The sequence below is a fragment of the Pirellulaceae bacterium genome (assembly GCA_029243025.1).
Taxonomy (GTDB): domain Bacteria; phylum Planctomycetota; class Planctomycetia; order Pirellulales; family Pirellulaceae.
Genome location: JAQWSU010000032.1, coordinates 76,405 through 95,995, shown reverse-complemented (window position 1 = coordinate 95,995; position 19,591 = coordinate 76,405). Strand labels below are relative to the sequence as shown.

At 52.6% G+C, this 19,591-nt stretch carries 16 protein-coding genes; 9 read left to right on the top strand and 7 right to left on the bottom strand.

The genetic code is table 11. The features are described from left to right. Nucleotides 1–29 precede the first annotated feature (29 nt). Entirely contained in the window at nucleotides 30–440 is a 411-nt protein-coding gene (locus P8N76_14875) for a 6-carboxytetrahydropterin synthase (GenBank protein MDG2382950.1), read from the bottom strand. A gap of 391 nt (nucleotides 441–831) precedes the next feature. On the opposite strand from P8N76_14875, the gene P8N76_14870 reads away from it, so the two are divergent. The 5 genes from P8N76_14870 (at nucleotide 832) to P8N76_14850 (ending at nucleotide 8,900) form a co-directional block, all read left to right on the top strand. After that, complete coding sequence (locus P8N76_14870) at nucleotides 832–1,170, top strand: hypothetical protein (GenBank protein ID MDG2382949.1); 339 nt, start codon at nucleotides 832–834, stop codon at nucleotides 1,168–1,170. 83 nt (nucleotides 1,171–1,253) lie between these two features. Further along, nucleotides 1,254–2,543 (top strand): hypothetical protein, encoded by a 1,290-nt coding sequence (locus tag P8N76_14865; protein ID MDG2382948.1) that lies wholly within the window; start codon nucleotides 1,254–1,256, stop codon nucleotides 2,541–2,543. A 224-nt stretch (nucleotides 2,544–2,767) separates the two neighbouring features. Continuing rightward, nucleotides 2,768–3,841, top strand: coding sequence for a hypothetical protein (locus tag P8N76_14860; GenBank protein ID MDG2382947.1), 1,074 nt, complete (start codon nucleotides 2,768–2,770; stop codon nucleotides 3,839–3,841). A gap of 18 nt (nucleotides 3,842–3,859) precedes the next feature. Next, the gene (ccsA, locus tag P8N76_14855; protein ID MDG2382946.1) at nucleotides 3,860–7,885 is read left to right on the top strand and encodes a cytochrome c biogenesis protein CcsA; all 4,026 of its coding nucleotides are present in this window, start codon (nucleotides 3,860–3,862) and stop codon (nucleotides 7,883–7,885) included. Further along, complete coding sequence (locus P8N76_14850) at nucleotides 7,863–8,900, top strand: thermonuclease family protein (protein MDG2382945.1); 1,038 nt, start codon at nucleotides 7,863–7,865, stop codon at nucleotides 8,898–8,900. The genes ccsA and P8N76_14850 overlap by 23 nt, the downstream gene beginning before the upstream one ends. On the opposite strand, the gene P8N76_14845 is transcribed toward P8N76_14850, so the two are convergent. Both P8N76_14845 and xerD read right to left on the bottom strand, forming a co-directional pair. Next, on the bottom strand, nucleotides 8,847–9,395 hold the full coding sequence (locus P8N76_14845; GenBank protein ID MDG2382944.1) for a DUF456 domain-containing protein: 549 nt from the start codon (nucleotides 9,393–9,395) through the stop codon (nucleotides 8,847–8,849). The two genes, P8N76_14850 and P8N76_14845, sit on opposite strands and share 54 nt — an antisense overlap. A gap of 105 nt (nucleotides 9,396–9,500) precedes the next feature. Continuing rightward, complete coding sequence (xerD, locus tag P8N76_14840; protein ID MDG2382943.1) at nucleotides 9,501–10,436, bottom strand: site-specific tyrosine recombinase XerD; 936 nt, start codon at nucleotides 10,434–10,436, stop codon at nucleotides 9,501–9,503. A 221-nt stretch (nucleotides 10,437–10,657) separates the two neighbouring features. Between xerD and galE the strand changes: the two genes are divergently transcribed. The 4 genes from galE (at nucleotide 10,658) to P8N76_14820 (ending at nucleotide 15,756) form a co-directional block, all read left to right on the top strand. Continuing rightward, nucleotides 10,658–11,641 (top strand): UDP-glucose 4-epimerase GalE, encoded by a 984-nt coding sequence (galE, locus tag P8N76_14835; GenBank protein MDG2382942.1) that lies wholly within the window; start codon nucleotides 10,658–10,660, stop codon nucleotides 11,639–11,641. A 71-nt stretch (nucleotides 11,642–11,712) separates the two neighbouring features. Continuing rightward, nucleotides 11,713–12,930: a 1-acyl-sn-glycerol-3-phosphate acyltransferase gene (locus P8N76_14830; protein MDG2382941.1), complete on the top strand. Its 1,218-nt coding sequence runs from the start codon at nucleotides 11,713–11,715 to the stop codon at nucleotides 12,928–12,930. A gap of 69 nt (nucleotides 12,931–12,999) precedes the next feature. Continuing rightward, nucleotides 13,000–13,752 (top strand): ABC transporter ATP-binding protein, encoded by a 753-nt coding sequence (locus P8N76_14825; protein MDG2382940.1) that lies wholly within the window; start codon nucleotides 13,000–13,002, stop codon nucleotides 13,750–13,752. A 45-nt stretch (nucleotides 13,753–13,797) separates the two neighbouring features. Next, nucleotides 13,798–15,756, top strand: a complete 1,959-nt coding sequence (locus tag P8N76_14820; GenBank protein MDG2382939.1) for a TolC family protein — start codon at nucleotides 13,798–13,800, stop codon at nucleotides 15,754–15,756. A gap of 8 nt (nucleotides 15,757–15,764) precedes the next feature. On the opposite strand, the gene P8N76_14815 is transcribed toward P8N76_14820, so the two are convergent. From P8N76_14815 to P8N76_14800, 4 genes are all read right to left on the bottom strand, one after another. Next, complete coding sequence (locus P8N76_14815) at nucleotides 15,765–16,952, bottom strand: ABC transporter permease (GenBank protein MDG2382938.1); 1,188 nt, start codon at nucleotides 16,950–16,952, stop codon at nucleotides 15,765–15,767. 86 nt (nucleotides 16,953–17,038) lie between these two features. Continuing rightward, the gene (locus P8N76_14810) at nucleotides 17,039–18,340 is read right to left on the bottom strand and encodes an HlyD family efflux transporter periplasmic adaptor subunit (GenBank protein MDG2382937.1); all 1,302 of its coding nucleotides are present in this window, start codon (nucleotides 18,338–18,340) and stop codon (nucleotides 17,039–17,041) included. A 263-nt stretch (nucleotides 18,341–18,603) separates the two neighbouring features. Then, complete coding sequence (locus tag P8N76_14805) at nucleotides 18,604–19,101, bottom strand: biopolymer transporter ExbD (GenBank protein ID MDG2382936.1); 498 nt, start codon at nucleotides 19,099–19,101, stop codon at nucleotides 18,604–18,606. Nucleotides 19,102–19,138: 37 nt separating this feature from the next. Then, a complete protein-coding gene (locus tag P8N76_14800; protein MDG2382935.1) occupies nucleotides 19,139–19,576 on the bottom strand; it encodes a biopolymer transporter ExbD in 438 nt (145 codons plus the stop codon). Between the last annotated feature and the right edge of the window lie 15 nt (nucleotides 19,577–19,591).

Sequence of the window (19,591 nt, the reverse complement as noted above, 5' to 3'; positions counted from 1 at the left end):
CGGAGCTGGTCCCAAGAGGACCGCCCGGACTACTTTTTTGCGCCCACATAGCTGGCATAGCAGCTGCGGGTCTCCCACAAATCGACTTGAACCACAGGGAAACCGTGTTCTCGGGCGAAATCAAAGATCAGTTTCGCGATGTTTTCAGCGGTCGGATTTTCATCGACCAGATACATCGGTTCGCCCAATTCTGTCAGAAATGGTATCGCTGGGTCATCTCGGTGGAGAATCATGCGGTGATCGAGGCTTTCGTCGATCCAGCGGCTGACAACCTGCTTGATTTCAGAAAAATCCAACACCATGCCCAGCGAGTCAAGCTTGTCGTTTTCGATTGAAATCACCGCCCGGCCATTATGGCCGTGGAGGTGCTTGCATTTGCCATCGTACTGAAGCAAGCGGTGTCCGTAGCAGAAATCGATTTGCCGCGTGACGCGAAACATTGTCTCTCCTTGTTTCCATTGTTTCGAATTTGAAACCTCCGTGGCAGCATGCAGTGGTAGCTGTGCGTCAGGAAGGCGACTCAAGATCTGAAACACGCTAGCGATTTGTGCGGATTGGAGCAAGTCTGGAGACGTTGGAACGGAGCCAGCAGGGGCGATCTTGAGGCATCGGGGCCAGATCACTACACTGCCGGCCTTCTTTGGCGTTTTCGCCGATCGGCTCCTTATCCTCAGCAGAGGTGGAGCATTCGGCGCAAGTCCCGCGGGGACTGGCGTTTCGGTAATTAAGTACTTGAATCGAGATCCTGTGCTTTTAGAATGGAACAGAAGAGTTCCTAGCTCGATTCACGACATCAAGGCCCCTGAGAATAGGTGACTTATGCGTGGGAAAATGTTGGGACTCCTCGGCGGTGTGTTGATAACGGGAATCGTCCTTGGGACAATGGCCGATCATCGCGACGTCCACGCGCAACGTGCGCGTGGTTCGGACTCGCGCGTGCAGTCCGGTGATGGTGTAACCGCGATCCACGGCACCACCGTTAACGGTCAACAGCTGATCGTTTTGATCGACGATCAGCAACAAACGATGGGCTCCTACTTTGTGGATGAAAAGTCGGGGCAGATATCGTTGCGTTGTATCCGGAATTTTGGCTGGGATTTACAGATGAGCGAGTTCAACGGAGCTGAGCCGTCACCTGAGCAAATCCAAGCTCTACTTAGATCGAGATAACTTTGACTGACGGGTGGCCAGAACTTTCCTCGTGGAAGCTTCGGGACGACGTCGGTGAAAGACGTATATCCTGGAGTCCTTGAATGGCCAAACTGATTCAACTAGAAGACGCCGCTAAGATGCTCGGTATGAGTGCCGACGATCTGACGGAGATGCGGAGCCGCAACGAGATTTTTGGGTATCGCGACGGCGCCACCTGGAAATTCAAAGAGACCGAGATTGAGCGAATCGCAGAAGAAAAAGGAATAACACTTGGCGCTGCGTCGTCCGACGAGCCTGCGGATGAATCAATTGACTTTGATTTGGGTGACGGTGCTGATTCCGATTCTATTCTTGTCAGTGACGAAGAACTTGGTCAGTCTGACGAATCGACGGCAAGTACGATCATTGGTGAAGCGGATGATTTACTTCCCGCTGAAAGTGATCTCCAACTGGATGAACCGGGGCAGGGAAGTTCGGCTCTGCGACTTGCGGGTGATTCCAATTCGAAATTGAGTGACGTCGAGTTGTCGATTCAAAGTTCGGATGTCTTGGATTCGGGAGATAAAGAAGCTGGGCCGTCCGACACCGCAAATATCGATGTAGCCTCCTCCTCGATTGGGGATGAGCTTTCGATGAACTCCGACAGCGGCTCTTTGGAGCTCTCGATGGACGAATTGTCCGATAGCGGAAGCGAACTAAAGCTTTCTGATGCTAAATCCGCTGGCAATAGTGGATTTGGCTCCGCGATCGACTTGGAATTAGATGATGATGATCTGGTACTCGGTAGCGGTTCCGGAAGCGATGTGACTTCTGCGTCGGCTGACAGCGGAATTAATCTTTCGAACCCTTCCGACAGTGGACTATCGCTGGAAGAGCCTGCCGAGCTCGCAGGTGGCTCCGGCGGCGAAATGCTGGAGCTTGGTGAAGGCGATATGCTCGAAGTCGATGGCATTGATGAGATCGAAGACGATTTGCAATCCGACGACGATTTTTTGCTGACGCCAACCGACGACAGTATGGATGAAGAGTCGGACAGTGGATCGCAGGTAATTGCACTGGATTCGGAGGAGTTCGACGACTCGGCCGCCCAAATGTTGGAAGACGAGGGGCCCGGGTTCGAGGAAGAAACGGTTGAGTTCACTGACGCCGATTCGGGTGATTCAGCCGGTTTTGTCGCCCCCGCGCCGGTGGCTGCAGCAACGAGTGAGTCGGAGGAGGCTCCTTATTCCATCTGGAACGTGCTCAGCCTATTTTTCATCGTTGCCATTCTTAGTTTTACCGGCATTCTGATGATGGATTTGATGAACAACATTTGGAGCTGGCAAGGGAATTACGAATTCAACAGCACGATTATGGATGGCATTCTAGCGATGTTGCCGGGCAGTAAGTAAAGGTGAACGGGGGGGATTTGCAGCTGTTGGCCACCTCCCAAACGGCCCCAGCGGGCCGAAACTGCGATCGGATTATCAGCTACCTGTACTTTTCAGCACATCGGGCGCTATAATCAGGTAGCTGAGTTGAGGGGCTCTTCAGGCAATCAGAGGCCATACCCCCCCCATTTGCCTGCTCCTCGCTCTTTATGTCTTCAAGATTCTCGCGGAAGAACAGGGCTTCGATGCGTTTACCGATCGGTTGGACGATGTGTCGGTTGTGTTTCGAATGGTTCGCTTTGTTGGCGCTGATCGGTTGCGGACAAGATGCAACCATCAGCCGCTATCAGGTGCCTCACGAGCCACGCAAACCGGCGGCTGATCTACCCCAGCAAACAGCCACAGCACGAGCGACTGCGCCGCAACGGACACTCGCAGCGATCGTGCCATACGATGGGAAGGCTTGGTTTTTCAAATCCCTGGGGCCGCCGGGGCAGATCGCCAAGATTGCGAACGATTTTGAAAGCGTGCTCAAGTCAGTAACTTTTGTCGACGGCAAGCCGCAGTGGCAACTCCCTGCCGGTTGGACCCAGTCGGCGGGCAATCAATTTCGTTTTGCCACGCTGAAAGCTGGTTCCATCGAGGTTGCGGTAAGCTCATTGCCGATGCCGCCTGAGGGGGACTTCCAGCAGTATCTGCTCGCGAATGTGAATCGCTGGCGAGGGCAAGTTTCGTTGCCGGATGTGACTGCGGCTGGGTTGTCGAAAGTGACGCGTGAGATTGCCTTGGCGAAGGGGGTCGCGACGCTCTTCGACTCGAACATGGGGGCGCCGTCGACGGGCGAAAAGATTTCTGTGGACGATGGTTCGGAGAGTAACCCGCAGGGGCCACGTGCGATCTCAGCGAACGGAATGAATTACGACGTGCCAGTGGGTTGGAAATCGGGCCCGCAGCGGCCGATGCGACTGGCGACTTTTCTTGTCAACAACGGTGGAGGAAAAGTCGAGATTACGTTGAGTCGCCTCGGTGTCAATCCGGGTTCGATGTTGGCCAACGTCAATCGTTGGAGGGCTCAAGTGGGCCTCAACGAGATCGATCAAGCCAAGTTAGATCAAGAAACGCAAACCCTGCAAGTTGACGGGGCGTCGTGCTCGTATTTCGAACTGAACAGTGACTCGGGCCAGGCGGTCGACGTTGTTGTTGTCAAACGTCCGGACTCGACACTCTTTATCAAGATGATGGGCGACCGTGACTTGGCATCGAAGGAACGAACAAAGTTTAAGCAGTTTGCCGAATCGTTTCGATTCACTCCGAAGTAGCATTTTTGAGAAAAGACAATGTCAACGATTCCTGCGTCACAGCCGAAGGTTCGGCACGCTGTTAGAACGGTAAGTCAGGCTGAAGCGCTGTTGTTCCGTTTTGTCGTCGCCCCGTTAGCGTCTCTGAAGCTCGCAGTTGTTTCTTTTGCTTTGGCAATCATCATTATTTTGATTGGAACCCTAGCGCAAGTCGACCGTGATATTTGGGAGGTAATGGAGCTTTACTTCAAGCCTTGGGTCATCCGGATTGACGCAGCCGTTTTCTACCCGCGGACTTGGTTCCCCGGGCTAGAACCCGCAACGGCCGTTCGCAGTTTTGCCTGCGTGACGCTCGGTGGAAGCATTGTGGCGGCGTTAATGACGCTCGCGAACGCGCAGCAAATCAAACGTGCTGGACTGATTGCCGCAATCATCATGGCGGTGGGTGTTGCGATTAGCGTTGCCACGCTGAAGACCGGAGGTTTTCTTTTTCCGGGCGGCGCCACCATCGGAGCCGTGATGTGTGTCAACTTACTGGCTGCCCACACGTTTCGCTTCAAAATACGAGCAAAGGGTAAGCAGTTTTGGATTGGTTTGGCCGTCATGCTGCTAGGTGTGGGGCTGACCTGGGTGGTGATCCGCGGAGGCCACAATTCTGACGGGTTTCAAGGTGAGCCACCGATCTCTTGGGCAAGCCTCTGGTTGTGCATCAAGATAGCGTTGGCCCTCTCGGCTGCTGGACTCATTGTGTATGCCCTTCTGCCCGGCAACGAATCGGCAGTTCAAAGAATTCGGCGTCGAATCTGCGGCGGGCTGGGGCTTGGACTTGCCGTGACATCACTCTGGTTGTGGGTCTCCGGGGACGGCAGCTACATGGGCGATTCCGGGATGCGTATTCTCTGGCAACTCATCCTTGGATTGTTTGCGGGAGCCGTATTGTACTTCGGCTGCTTGCCACTCTTTGGACGTCGCGCGGGGGTCGTGCTTCTGCACGGTGGGATTCTGCTGATGATGTTTGGGCAGTGGTTCGTCACGCAATATGATGTGGAAGAGCAAATGAGTATGGCCGAGGGCCAGGCACTCAATTACGGTCAAGATATTCGCAGCGTCGAACTGGCGATCATCGAACGCAACAGTGACAAATTTACAGGCCAAGACGACGTGATCACCATTCCGATCACTGAGAATGGGGAATCAACTGCCTTTTTGCAGAGCGGCAAAATTAAGGATCAGCAACTGCCATTTGACATTGAGGTAGTCGGCTACAAAAAGAGTTCTCGTGTGAAAATGAAGAATGCCGAGGACAAGTCACCCTCCGATCGAGGCCGCGGTGACATGTTCGTTGCTGCAGATGCTCAATCAGCTTCTGGCGCGGCGGGCGGTGACGTAAATATTGCGTCAGGCTATTTCCGCTTTGTCGGTAAAGATGGTGAGGAGTTAGGAACCGTACTGCTTTCGCAAGACCAACTCATGATGCGAGATGGCCAGACGATTGATTTCAGTACGGAAGAGATTGAAGTTGGTGGCAAAGCCTATGATGCTCAGCTGAGATTTGTCCGAAATTACAAGGACTACAAGGTCGAACTGCTTGATGTGAGTAAGGACGATTACATTGGAACGACGGTTCCTCGTAATTATTCTTCGGACATCCGGCTGACTGATGATTCGCGGGGTGTTGAACGCGAATTGACGATCTGGATGAACAATCCTTGGCGGTATGCGGGTGAAACTTTCTATCAAAGCGGCTGGCAAATGGATTCGTCGGGCAAGGAATACACGACGTTGCAGGTGGTGCGAAATCAAGGCTGGATGATTCCCTATGTCTCTTGCATGATCTGTCTTGTCGGCCTGCTCACTCACTTCTCAGGAGTGCTGGTCAGATTTCTCGATCGGCATACCCGTGTCGTGACGACAACCGCTCAAGCCGGCCGGTCGGGTGAGCGAGATCCAAGCGATGAACACAAAAAGCAGCCCGGATCCAGGCAGACTTCGAATCCTGTCCAGTGGATTGTTCCAACGCTCGTGGTTGCAACCGCGGCGGCCATTCTGATGATGACATTGCGCTCCCCGGAGCCAGAAGCAGGAGAGCCCAATGTTTATGCTTTTGGGAATCTCCCCATTGTCTACCAGGGGCGGGTTAAGCCGTACGATACTCTGGCGCGTAACAGCCTGCGAGTGATTGCCGATACCGAGAGTTTCAAAGGGGTGCTGCCTGCCAAGGAACTCGAAGAAAAATGGGATTCAATTGAGACCGCTCTGGTGGAAAAATGGCCTGAGCTCAAGGGGGTGGGTCTGTCTGATTATAGGACAGGTGACACGCTCGGTCTTGTCGAACTGATTACTGAAAAAACAGACGCTGATCAATATTCGGTGATGGAGTTTGTCGATAAGCAAACGACCGAGCGGCAACCAGCCACGCGTTGGTTGCTCGATGTGATTACCGGTTCCGAGAGTGCAATCCAGCATAAGGTGGTACGTATTTACCATCCCGAGGTGTTGGATTTGTTTGGTTTGCAACGTCGTAAGGGTTATCGGTATGCGATTGCGGAGCTAACTCCAAAAATCGGCGAGTTTGAACGGCAAGTGCAACAGGCTGGCGAAGTGGCGTCCAAAGATGCTGGTTCGCTGAGTGTGTTTCAGCGGAAGTTGATCGAGTTAGACCGGAAGCTGAAGCAATTTATGTTGCTTCGAACCGCATTTACGCCGCCAGTCTTACCGCCGTTGCCGACGGAAGCCGAATTTCAGCAAGATCGAAGCTTGGCACAAAATAAACTGCTTGCTTTTAAGCAAGCAGTTGCTGCCCATAACAACCGGCTCAAGAGCCTTCAACCACCTCTGTCCGTCGCGCCTGTCGATTCGAACGATCTTTGGCAGTCCTACTCGGGAGCGTGGCCAATGCAATTCTTGCAAACGCAGGTCCTTGGTAGGGAGCCGAGTGTGCCGTTCAAGGCAATGAATGAATTACTCGTTTCCTATGCGACCGCAGACGCTGCCGGATTTAACTCGGCTGTAAAAGAATATCGTCGACAATTGAAGGAGGATCCGCCGCAGGACTTGCAAGTGAAATCGTCCCTTCTGTCGGACTTTATTGCAAAGCGTTTCGGTTCCTTTTACGCGTTCGAAACAGCCTTCAACCAAGCAGCTCCGTTTCTGATCTGCGCAATTTTTTATGTGATCGCTTTCGTGCTGTTAGCTTTTGGCTGGCTCGGCTGTCGGACGACAATGAATCGCGCGGCGTTTTGGTTGCTGATTTTCACGTTCATTATTCACACGCTGGCGTTGGGAGCACGAATCTACATTTCCGGTCGTCCGCCTGTTACAAATTTGTACTCCTCGGCTGTCTTCATCGGCTGGGGCGCCGTTTTACTGGCTCTTCTGATGGAAGCCCTGTTCCGGAGTGGCATCGCGAGTGTGATTGCGGCTGTTTCCGGTTTTGCGACGCTCCTCATCGCACATAAGTTGGCCGGTGATGGGGATACATTTGAGGTCTTACAAGCTGTGTTGGACACCCAGTTTTGGTTGGCGACGCATGTTGTGACAATTACCTTTGGTTACGCGGCGACCTTCCTGGCAGGGTTGTTAGGGATTCTTTACATTCTTGGTGGGGTCATGACGCCGTCACTGACGAAAGCTCGGAGTGCCGAGATCGCGCGAATGATCTACGGAATCTTGTGTTTTGCAATTTTCTTCAGCTTCGTCGGTACCGTTTTAGGTGGGCTGTGGGCCGACGATTCGTGGGGCCGTTTTTGGGGCTGGGATCCAAAAGAAAACGGAGCCCTGATCATCGTGATCTGGAATGCGTTGATCCTGCATGCCCGTTGGGATGGGATGATCAAGGAACGCGGACTTGCCGTTCTCTCCGTTGTGGGCAATATCGTTACCGCCTGGTCTTGGTTTGGAGTAAATGAGCTGGGAGTTGGTTTGCACTCTTATGGCTTTACTGAGGGTCGACTCGTCGCGCTCGCGATCGTGGTCCTGGTTCACCTGCTGATTGTTGCCGTGGGTTGGTTACCCCTTACCGCTTGGTGGAGTTTTCGACGTAATGGCCCAATTCGACCCGCCTAAGCCCCTCAATCGAACTCAATGGTTTGGACGAGTTTCTCAGCTGTTTTCAAACGGTTGGCCGCTGACGCTCATTCCGATCGGATTGTTGAGTTTTGTATTCTATTTGGGCTGTGAAGAGATTGCCCGCCAACCGCCGGAGGCGCCAAAAACATCTGACAACAATCGTTTCAGCGAGAAGTTGTATTTGAATCCGCAACTTTTGGTCGAATCGTTTCTACTGACCGAAGACCATGGGCACCGTTGGCGTTTCAGTGAAGGCACTTTCGTTCTGGAGAGTTTAGGAAAGCCTTTGCCGGAAAAACTGAGCGTGCAATTGCTGGACGAACCTTCCGACGATTATCGCATTGCCGGTGATTGGAAATTGAATGCGACGCGAGATCGTCTGCTGTTGTCCGACCTATCGACAGATCTGGGAACACCCCGCGAATTGACTGAATTGCCGATCGCCACGATCGGCACCGATCGAATTGAGCTTGGTGGGGTCGACTATTTGTATTCCGAGTCATTGCCATTGCGAGAGATCTTACCGGAGCAGGTCTACACGGCCCGCGTGGTGGAATTTGAACGGGGGGATACCGTTCGAGTGCGCGATGAAGAAGGCGAGATCAAGCTGTTGCGTTTGTTCGGTGTTGCCTGTCCACGAGTCGGTCAGCCATTTGGTTCAGAAGCCGTCGAATTTGGCAACGAAAAAACAGCTGGCGCCGAGATCTACGTAAAAGTCTTTGGTGTCGACGAAAATGGGCGGCAGATTGCCCAAGTTTGGGTAGCACATCTTCGCTATTTGAATATGGAATTGCTCGACGCGGGATTGGCGTGGCACGATAAGCGGAGCGACGACGAGTGGATTTTTGCGACGGCGGAAGATGATGCCCGGCATCAGGGCAAAGGACTTTGGTCGAGATCAGTTCCTGTGCCGCCGTGGCGTTGGTCAGACGGAAAGAATCGCAATGATCCGCAAGCTCTAGACAAAAGCATCAACGGAAGCGATGACGACCATCATGGCGCCGACCGCTAATTTTCCGGCAGTACCCAAAATCCTTCCCATGAAAGCGGCTTGTCCGATTGCGATACCGTGTTCAAGGGAACGTCCCTTCCAGGACTCACCTGCGAGTGCTCCAGCAAAAGCGCCAATTGAGCCACCGAAAACAGCGGCAATCGCTGACCCGATGATCGGGACGGGGAGACCGATGATAGCGCCGCCAAGACTGCCGACGATCGCACCAGCAACCGACAGGATCACGCTGCGGCGACTGCCTCCTTGTTTGGCCGCTCCAGCCGCTCCAGTCACAGCTTCGATAATCTCGCCGACGACAGCGAGCGCAATCAGGATGCCAACCGTCGTCCAGCTCACGCCGTTTCCTGTGTCTGCCGGGAATAGCCAAGCGAAAATAGCCGTGAATCCAACGATTAGCCAATTTCCAGGCAGCGTGAGCAGGGTCAGGCACCAACTTGAAAGATTGGCAAGGATCAAAAGAACCACTGACAGGTAATAGACCCAAATTGCTCCCATTGTCTTATCCTGTTGCACTCACTCGACCGTGGTTTACCCCATTCTATCGATTGTTGTTCGTCGATCAGGGATCGATATTGCAGAACCCTTAAAAAATCTCGTGGCTTAGGCACGAGGGTGGAACTGACGATGCACTCGTTTCAATCTCGAGGCATCAACATGCGTATAGATTTGTGTCGTCGTAATGTTCGCGTGGCCCAATAACTCTTGAACTTGACGCAAGTCGGCGCCGCCTGCCAGCAGATGTGTCGCAAAGCTGTGCCTCATTGTGTGGGGGCTCACGCTAGGTGACGCTCCCACTCGCATGGCATACTTTTTGACGATTTCCCAAATGGCTTCACGGCGCAATCGTCGGCCTCGTCTTGACACAATGACCCAATTCGCAGGCGGTGCCATTTCGGTTAATTGAGGTCGTTCGGAGTTTAAGTAGTCTCGTACCACATCGACGGCTCGTTCGCCCAACGGGACCAGCCTCTGTTTATCACCCTTGCCTCGGCAGAGACAAAAACGTTCATCAAGATGCAGATCTTCCAATGTAAGATGAGAGAGTTCAGACGCCCGACAGCCGGTCGCGTACAGGAGTTCCAGAATGGCTCGGTCACGTCTCCAGTATTTGTCCAGTTTGCGGGGGGCTCTTAAGAATCGATCGACTTGAGTCGGCGATAAGACTTCAGGTACTCGCTGCCATAATTTTTGGGCCCCGAGCAATTCGGCCACATTGTCCTGCAGGACTCCTTCCAATTGCAAGTAGCGAAAGAAGACCTTGATTGCGACCAAATTACGAGAAATGCTCGCGGGAGCCAGGTCGCGCCGGTGGAGCCATTCCGCGTAATCGGACAGATCATCGATCGTTAATTGACGGACTGATTTGCCGTTTCGCCAGCTTTCAAACGCTTTCAGATCACGGCCGTAAGCCATGACTGTATTGTCGGATAAATGGCACTCGTTCCGCAAATAATGAATGAAAGAATCGATCCATTGTGTCCCTCTAGCAGCCGTTTCGCGACGCTTCAATGGCTTGATTAGCTTTCGGGGAGGCATGCAGCATCGCTCGGTTAGAATCGGTGGAATCGGAAGCGACCTTTATCTGACAATTTCGGCTGCCTAGCGACAGTTCTTGATCTGTTTTTCTGATTGAAACCCCAAGGCACGCTCCAAATTGCGGACGCAGCGGTTCGTATTGATTCCGAGGCCCACATAGTGTTTAGTGACGGGTGTTGGAGAATTGGAGGTATCGATTTGTCTGGATCTGAGGAAAAACGATGAGAATACTTGTAACGGGTGGGGCCGGTTATGTTGGCTCGCACACCGCTCGTCTGTTGGAGCAGTCGGGACATCAAGTCTGGGTCTTTGACAATCTCTTCGCGGGCCATCGCCAGGCCGTTACTCTCGGTCGCCTGATTGAAGGCGACTTGAATCAGCAGGTCGAAATCGAGTCAGCGTTAAAAGAGCACCAGATTGAAGCCGTCTTTCATTTTGCCGCATTCGCACTCGTTGGCGAATCGGTCGCACATCCCGATCGTTACTACCGAAACAATGTTGTTTGTACCCTGAATCTTTTAGAAGCGATGCGCGCGGTGGGTGTCACTCAAATTGTGTTTTCCAGCACCACAGCGACTTATGGGGTGCCGGATGCGATTCCGATAACCGAAGACGAGACACAGCAACCGATCAATCCCTATGGATTTACCAAGTTGGTGATTGAGCACGCTTTGGCCGACTATGCCCATGCCTATGGATTTGGCTATGCGGCGCTAAGATATTTCAATGCTGCTGGCGCTTCCCCGTGCGGTAAGATTGGTGAAGATCATGACCCTGAATCGCATTTGATCCCGATCGTGCTGCAGGTTGCACTGGGCCAACGCGAGCACATTTCGATTTTTGGTGCGGATTATCCAACCCCGGACGGAACCTGCATTCGCGACTACATTCACGTGGATGATCTCGCACAAGCCCATTTGAAGGCCCTTGAACGCCTCGAACCGTCAACAGGAATTCAATTGAATCTTGGTACAGGACGCGGCAACAGTGTTCGAGAAATTATTGATGCCTGTCGGCGCGTGACGGGCCATCCGATTCCAGAAGTCCGCGCCGAGCGGCGTCCAGGGGATCCACCCGAACTGGTCGCTAATTCCACACGAGCCATGAAATTACTCGGTTGGCAACCGGAATACACAGTGATTGAGCCAATTGTTGAAACGGCTTGGAACTGGCATCGGACTCACCCTCATGGCTTTGATGGTTAGTTGCGAGTATTCGGGTACGCAAGTCGCGAGCCCTTCATTTTGAAATCGGTTTTGTTCGAAGAAAAATTGCGATGCAAAATATTATCATCGAAAAACCTTACGAGTTTATACCGCCGCACCGCGGCTCGGGATGGCCGAATTTCATTCAGCGTTTTCGACTTATTGACATTTATCTTCGTCGCAGTCAGGGGATCTTGTCGTACGAAATTCGACAGGGGGAGCGTCTGCGAGCTTCGTTGAACGCTGGGCACGGTATCTTGCTGACCCCCAATCATTGCCGCCCCGCCGATCCGATTGCGATGGGCTGGTTGGCTCGAGACGTCAATACGCTTGTTTATGGAATGGCCAGCGCCCACTTGTTTCATCAGGATCGGTTTACGGGCTGGGCGATCCAAAAGATGGGGGGATTTAGTGTTTATCGTGAGGGGATGGACCGTCAGGCGATCAACACGTCGGTAGAAATACTTGCGAAGGCAGAACGTCCACTGATTATCTTTCCGGAAGGTGCCGTCACACGAACTAACGATAAGCTCAGCGCATTGCTCGATGGGGTGGCATTCATTGCCCGATCCGGCGCTAAAAAACGCAAAAAAATCGATCCTGATGGTAAAGTCGTGATCCATCCTGTTGCGATCAAATACCTGTTCAAAGGCGATCTGGAACAGGTACTTGGTCCTGTTTTGGCCGAGATCGAAAACCGACTCTCTTGGCGCACGCGAATTGCTGCCCCTTTATTTCACCGTATCCAATCCGTTGGATTCGCGCTGTTGACGCTCAAGGAGCTGGAATATTTTGGTTCTCCGCAAGTCGGGACGCTCACCGAACGATTGAACGGATTGATTAATCGGCTTTTGCACCCACTGGAAATGGAGTGGTTCAATGCAGAGCAGGAGGGGCCGGTGATTCCACGAATCAAGGCGTTGAGAATGAAGATCTTGCCGGATTTGAAGCAGGGTGATCTTTCGGAAGATGAACGCATTCGACGCTGGAATCAATTGTCTGACATTTACTTGTCGCAGCAGATATCTAGTTATCCACCGGATTACTTGACGGCTCAGCCGTCCGTCGATCGGCTGTTGGAAACGGTCGAAAGATATGAAGAGGATTTGACGGATGCCGTTCGCGTTCACAGTGATTTACATGCGGTGCTCGAGGTTGGCGAGGCGATCGAAGTGGACACTCAACGAGACCGTAAAGCGGAAGTCGATCCGATCATGGTCAATATTGAAGAATCGCTGCAGGAAATGCTTGATCGACTTGCTACCGAATCAAGGCCCTATGAGCAATAAGTCACCCGTTGGAAGATGAGTTGGTAGAATCAGGGTGCAGATTCCTGGAATTGATTTGAATGCAATGAAATGGCTTTGATTGAACTAGCAGACGTTCGCAAGATTTATCAACTTGGTGAGGTCCAGGTGTCCGCGCTGGCTGGCGTGACGCTGGATATTGAATCGGGGGAGTACCTCTCGTTAATTGGTCCATCCGGTTCGGGGAAATCCACCTTGATGAATACGCTGGGCTGCCTCGATCGTCCCACGGATGGAAGCTATAAGTTGGCCGGTGAGGAAGTCGTGACGATGTCTGCGGATGCTCGAGCTCGACTGCGCAATGACCGCATTGGATTTGTGTTCCAGAATTTCAACCTTTTGAATCGGACCTCGGCAGTTGAAAATGTGGAATTGCCCCTGATGTATTCCCAGCAAATCAGCCCGCGTCAAAGGCGTGAACGCGCGAAAGATTTGCTGGAATTGGTTGGATTGGCAGATCGCATGGGGCACCACCCGAGTCAGCTTTCCGGTGGGCAGCAGCAGCGCGTGGCGATTGCTCGAGCTCTGGTTAATCGGCCTTCCATCATCATGGCCGATGAGCCCACTGGAAATCTGGACACACGGACAAGTCGAGACATTATTAACCTGTTTCGGAAGCTGAATGCCGATGAAATCACTATCATTCTCGTGACGCACGACCAAGATGTTGCCAGGAATGCGGACCGGACGATCATGTTGCGCGATGGTCTGGTGGTCAGTGATTCCCGTAACTCATCCCATTCCGCAAGCTTTACGCAATCAGTTAGATCGGATGAAGGGTCCGAGCAATCTCAAGGTGAATGATCGAAAGATTGTGCGCCATCTGCAGGTTGGTCGAAGCTAACTCTGATGTCCAGATGCCCCCGTCTTTCGCTGCTGATCCTTCTCCTTTTGCTTGCCAACTCGGTTGGCCGCGTGGGGGTTGCGCAAAAGGCGATCATTGGGGTCCTACCGGAGTCCCAGCATCTCGAGATCCGAGACCCTGTCAAATTGCCGAGGGCCTATCTGCCACCTGGCGAGGAGCCAGCCACTGTCGGAGAAAATTCTCCTGAGCGGACTCCCGAGCAGATTTCGCTCGATGAAGCGATACGAATCGCATTGAAAAACGCGGATGTCATTCGCGTGCTCGCTGGCGTTGTGGCGACCAACAGTGGGCGGACTGTGTTCGATCCGGCGATTGCCAACACGGCAGTCGATCGGGCGCAAAGCCGATTCGACCCAACTTTTGATACGCGACAAGATTTTCTCCGCAACGAGAGGCCATTTGCGGAGCTCGCCCCGCTCGATCCGGGACGCGCTTTGTTTGATGCGACGCGGAATGATTTGTACGACATGACAGCAGGCATTACCAAGCGATCGTCAACGGGGGCTGAGACCAGCGTACGGATCGATACGGATCGTTCTCGCATCTCTCCTGTACCGGGAGTTCTCAACCCGCAGTCGCGTCCCACGTTGTCGATGGGGGCTCTCCAACCGTTGTTGCAGGGTGCCGGAGTCGATGTCAATCTTGTGCCGGTAGTGTTAGCTCGCATTGAAACCGATCGATCGTTTTTTAGTCTCAAAGACGCGCTGCAGGAACTCGTGCGGGGCGTGATTAGTGCCTACTGGCAACTGGTGGCCGCTCGGACCAATTTGTGGGCTTCCCAACAACAGCTGACACGGTCTGAATTTGCTCTGCGGCAAGCGGATGCCAATCTGCGAGTGGGCCGAGGGGATCAAGCACAGGCGTCGCAATCAAAGCTCGCCTATGAGAACTTTAGGGCTCAACTGATCTTAACTCGTGCAGCCGTGCTTGATCGAGAAGCCGCCCTCCGTTCGATTTTGGGACTTCCTCCCAATAGTCCTAACGAATTCATACCGACTACTCCGCCGTCGACAAGCAGGTTTGACTTTGATTGGCCGGCGCTTGTCGATCTGGCAGAGGAAAGTCGCCCCGATATTATTCAATTGAAGTTAGTCTTGGAGGCGGACTATCAGCAACTACTCCAAGCTCGTAATTTGGCGATGCCGCGACTTGATGCGTCTGCGATCTACCGGTGGAACGGTCTTGAGGGCGAACTCGTGACCACTGGCGAATTTGTCGGATCCGATTTCAATCAAGCGACGGACTGGCGTCTGGGGGTGGATTTTTCCGTTCCGCTCGGTCTGCGACAGGGCAGAGCCAACCTGCGTGAACGGCAATTACTGATTGCTCGGGATCGAGCCAATCTCGATCAAGCCTTGTTGGAAGTGTTGCAGGAACTTGCGGCGAATCTTCGAGATCTCGAATCTCAATACCAGCAGTACGAAGCTTTCGTTCGAACTCGGCAAGCGGCGACTGAGAATCTTCGACAGCAAGAGGCAGCTTACGCTTTACGGGGCGAACTCTTCGTGAATTTGTTATTGGCGATTTCGGATTGGGGGAACGCGGTCAGCAACGAAGCCCAAGCAGCAACTCAGTACAATACCGACTTGGCGACTTTGGAGAGGCTTTCCGGTACCATTTTGGAAGCGCACGGCATCTATTTTTATGAAGAGCGCTACCGTTCGCTCGGCCCTTTAGGCATCCTTGGCCCAGACCGTTATTATCCCCAAGATATGAAACCAGGGCCGAATAGAGATCGTTATTTGGCTGGGGATAGGCCGTCGGAGGAGTCGTTTGACCTGCAAACTCCGGCACGTGTACGAGATATGCGTCAACGTTTTCGTCAGCGTTTAAAAGAGCGCGAGGCAGAGCGTCTCAAATCGCCGCCTCCGCAGCCACCTGCGCCCGAGATCGAACGCTTACCGCCAACGTTGGATTTTCCTGATACGAATAGCGACGACTAAGCAGGACCCTATTCGTATCGCAATGCGTCTATTGGATCTAGGCGACTCGCGCGACGGGCAGGATAGTATCCGAAGAAGATCCCAACAAATGCGGCAAAGACAATGGCGGTGAGGGCTGCGGGAATTGAAATCACGATTGGCCAGTCGCTGCCCTCCGACCATTTATTGATCAAAATGGTCACGCCGGCGGAAGCTGAAACGCCCAAGAGCAGACCGATCACTCCGCCGATAGACGACAGGATCACCGACTCGACCAAGAACTGTCGCAAAATATCACGAGAACGTGCGCCCACTGCCATGCGAATACCGATTTCTCGCGTGCGTTCCGTGACCGATACCAACATGATATTCATGATGCCGACGCCTCCAACCAACAGCGAGATTCCCGCGATTGATGAGAGTAAAAGGGTCAGAGTGCTCGTGACTGTCCCGAGAATGTTGGCGATTTCGGTGGTGTTTTGCACGCCGAAATCCGGTTTTTCTTCAGGAGCAATTCGATGACGATCCATCAGAAGTTGCTCGATCTCAGAGGTTGCTTCCAGCATCACTTGTGCTGATTTTGCCGAGGTGATGATCCAGTTTACATCCTGGAAACTGGAACCCTGGATTCGTTTTCTTACCGTGGTGTACGGCATCAAGATCACATTATCTTGATCCTCCCCAACGATGTTAGCGCCTTTTGCTTCCAGCACGCCGATAATCCGAAAGGGGATGTTGCGAATCCGAATTGTCTCCCCAATCGGATTGACGGTTTGAAACAAACGAGCAACCAGGGTTTGGCCAATGACGCAAGTTTTGGCGGCGGCAGAGATGTCTCGTTGCGTAAAGAATCCACCGTACTGCAGTTGCCAATTTCGGACGGTCAAGTATTGCGGTCCGACCCCCACCATTTCTCGTGGCTGCCAATTCGTGTTGCCGTAGATGACTTGCCCAGCTGTGCCGACGACGGGGGAAGCGGCAGCGATGTTGCTGCATTCTTCCGAAATTGCCTTCGCGTCGTCAGCTGTCAGTGAAATGGAGCGGCCTTGTCGCACACCGGATCGTCGCTCAAATTCCGGAAAAACGACGATGACGTTCGTGCCAAGAGTCTCGAACTGTCCCTGAACGAGCGAACTGGCGCTTTGACCGATTGAAACCATGGTGGTGACTGCTGCGATGCCAATCACGACGCCCAAAATGGTGAGGCCAGCGCGCATTTTGTTTTTGCCCAACGCTCTCAGGGCGATTCGCGTTGTGGAAAACATACCCATAATGTTGCAATACTGTCTGAGAAGATACGAGCCTAACGGCTTCGCTTCTTGGTGTGGATGCCTGTTACGAGTTCCGTTCCAATCGGAAGGTCGCCCTCCAGAAGTTCGGCATATTTGTAATCGCTAATGCCCAACGTGACCGCAACGGCTTTCAGCTTTTCACCGTCCACGATCCAAACATGTCGCCGTTTGCGTTTCTTAGCGGCTTCGATAACATCCGTGGCACTTAAGTCGTCGACGACACTCTCTTGGTCTTCCTCTTCCGAACCTGTTAGCAGATTTTGATCTTCCTCCCGTACTAAGTCTGGTTTGGGGAAGAACCGTAATGCTGACCAAGGAATACGTACGACCGCTTTTCTCTCTTCGACCTGAAAGGTGAGATTCGCAGTCATTCCGGGCAATAATTTCAATTCGCGATTCGGTGCTGTGACGATCACGGGATAGGTGATCACCCCTTGGGTTTCGGTGGAACTCATTCGAATTTCGGCGATCTTTCCGTCGAACAATTCGTCACGGTAAGCATCCACCCGAAAGCGGACCGGTTCTGCGGATATCTTGGCTTGCTTGATCAAGCCAATATCGGCTTCATCGACCGCCGCGTAGATATGCATCTCCTCTTTCATCTCGATCCCCAATACGAACATCTCCGGGGTCTGGAAGGAGGCTGCAAGAGTCTGGCCAGGATCGATTTTTCGATCGATCACAATACCGTCGTAGGGCGCCTTGATGAATGTATATTCCAGGTTTGCTTGCGAAAGTTGCAAGAGTGATCGGCCCTGTTCGATTCCAGCATCTGCCTGCTTCAAGACTGCTTTGGCTAAGTCCAATTGGGCTTCCAGTGATTCTCGACTGAAACGGAGCCCATCCAGTTCCGTATCGGAAATAAAGTCCTCATCCTCTTCGAACAGCAGCATCGCTCGTTTTTCGTCAGCGATTGCTTGGCCCAACAAGGCTTTGACTCGTCGTACATCAGCTTGTCTTGATTCTTTGATTGCGATCTGTGAATTTAGACCAGCCTGATCTCTAGCGACCTGAGCCTCGAATGGCTCTGGATCAATTCGGGCCATCACAAAATCTTTTTTAATGGCCTGATTGAAGTCGGCGTTGATTTCGATGATCGGTCCTGAGACGACTGATCCAATCTGGACCGCGAGTTTCGGTTTGATCTCGCCCGTGGCATTAATAGATAATCGAATCGTACCGTTACCGATTTCCACCAACTTGAAATCAGGCTGACTGCGCTTCTTCAAATAGTCGGTGACCGGCTTGTAGGCGGCGGCAGCGATACCTCCAAGCACGGCAACGGTCAAAAGTAATCGAATGAGTATACGCATCAGCTTTGGGCGAGCAGACCGTGCTCGGTTCAAATCAGGGGCGATGTCGACAATGGGCCAGGGGATATTCTGTTCGAAGGCCCGGGAAGGAATTCGATGCTTCTTAGTTTATTCCCTCAGGCCCGTTGACGCTACTCGGATAAACTGGCTGAACCAGCAAGCAGAGGGTGCGCGCAACACTATCGAGGATGGAACTTCTTAACAACGAGGCCGGTCTTGAAGATACTCAGAAATTTCTTGCGGAGTTTCAAAAAAATATCGAGTTAGGAGGCGGGCGGCTCCTTGGGAGGTGTGAATTTGATTTTTTCAATCAGTTTCACAACGTTATCATCTTGGTCGATGTAACCTGAAACGGCCGTGACTGCATCGATCACGTAATTGTAGCGAAGCTGGTAATCAGCATCGATTTCGATTTCCGCGTCGCCCACACTGCCGGCGCCTGCGTCATCTCCGATCAGGCTGCGGATATGGGCATGTAATCCATCGAAGTCGGCAAAAACGCGGTCATTTAGTTGGATTCCGTCCGCGACCAGTAGGCCCTCGGGGTTGGCAAGCAAACGCAGTTTCAGGGGCGGCAGCAGAGAATCGTCGACTGCCCCGGTGTTCGGAGCCGCGAGGGGCATTTTGATGTTGAAATCACCTTCTTGCGCGACAATCTTAAAGGTCATGATGAAGAAAATTAGCAGGAGAAACACGATGTCAATCATCGGTGTCATCTGCAACTCAATGCGTTCACGAGCAATGGGATGTCGAAACTTCATCTGGTTTAGCTCCGCCGGTGCGCTAACGATCTTACTGTCACTGAATCTCTTCTTCGGCCCTTAGCGCAAAGATTTCAAACTTGGATTCTTGGCACGTTTTGATGACTTCCTGAACCTTGCCCATCGGTGCATTTGCGTCGGCTCGGATGATTACCGTTGCATCTTTTGGGTTCTGTTTTTGGAGTTTGAGAAACTCACCCTCTCGGATCATATAAGGTTTGAGACCCGTAAGGGGGACTTCTTCGCCACCAAGGATTACGTCCCCAGTTTCAGTGAGTTGAATAAAGATGGGATGCTCGAATGGTGTGTCCGGTGGTTTGGCTAATTCACTGGTGGGAAGTTGGATCAATTCGTTTTGGTCGGCCTCTGTGAAATTGATCAACACCATGAAAAAGGCGATTAATTGGAAGGTCATGTCGATCATGGGTGTCAGATCACCATCCGATCGATTTTCTCCGTGACTTTTTACTCGCATTTTGATTCTCCGACG

Bases quoted from the DNA above. Each gene is read 5' to 3' on its own strand.
- P8N76_14875 (MDG2382950.1), bottom strand. From the start codon at position 440: ATGTTTCGCGTCACGCGGCAAATCGATTTCTGCTACGGACACCGCTTG.
- P8N76_14870 (MDG2382949.1), top strand. From the start codon at position 832: ATGTTGGGACTCCTCGGCGGTGTGTTGATAACGGGAATCGTCCTTGGG.
- P8N76_14865 (MDG2382948.1), top strand. From the start codon at position 1,254: ATGGCCAAACTGATTCAACTAGAAGACGCCGCTAAGATGCTCGGTATG.
- P8N76_14860 (MDG2382947.1), top strand. From the start codon at position 2,768: ATGCGTTTACCGATCGGTTGGACGATGTGTCGGTTGTGTTTCGAATGG.
- ccsA (MDG2382946.1), top strand. From the start codon at position 3,860: ATGTCAACGATTCCTGCGTCACAGCCGAAGGTTCGGCACGCTGTTAGA.
- P8N76_14850 (MDG2382945.1), top strand. From the start codon at position 7,863: ATGGCCCAATTCGACCCGCCTAAGCCCCTCAATCGAACTCAATGGTTT.
- P8N76_14845 (MDG2382944.1), bottom strand. From the start codon at position 9,395: ATGGGAGCAATTTGGGTCTATTACCTGTCAGTGGTTCTTTTGATCCTT.
- xerD (MDG2382943.1), bottom strand. From the start codon at position 10,436: ATGCCTCCCCGAAAGCTAATCAAGCCATTGAAGCGTCGCGAAACGGCT.
- galE (MDG2382942.1), top strand. From the start codon at position 10,658: ATGAGAATACTTGTAACGGGTGGGGCCGGTTATGTTGGCTCGCACACC.
- P8N76_14830 (MDG2382941.1), top strand. From the start codon at position 11,713: ATGCAAAATATTATCATCGAAAAACCTTACGAGTTTATACCGCCGCAC.
- P8N76_14825 (MDG2382940.1), top strand. From the start codon at position 13,000: ATGGCTTTGATTGAACTAGCAGACGTTCGCAAGATTTATCAACTTGGT.
- P8N76_14820 (MDG2382939.1), top strand. From the start codon at position 13,798: ATGTCCAGATGCCCCCGTCTTTCGCTGCTGATCCTTCTCCTTTTGCTT.
- P8N76_14815 (MDG2382938.1), bottom strand. From the start codon at position 16,952: ATGCGCGCTGGCCTCACCATTTTGGGCGTCGTGATTGGCATCGCAGCA.
- P8N76_14810 (MDG2382937.1), bottom strand. From the start codon at position 18,340: ATGCGTATACTCATTCGATTACTTTTGACCGTTGCCGTGCTTGGAGGT.
- P8N76_14805 (MDG2382936.1), bottom strand. From the start codon at position 19,101: ATGAAGTTTCGACATCCCATTGCTCGTGAACGCATTGAGTTGCAGATG.
- P8N76_14800 (MDG2382935.1), bottom strand. From the start codon at position 19,576: ATGCGAGTAAAAAGTCACGGAGAAAATCGATCGGATGGTGATCTGACA.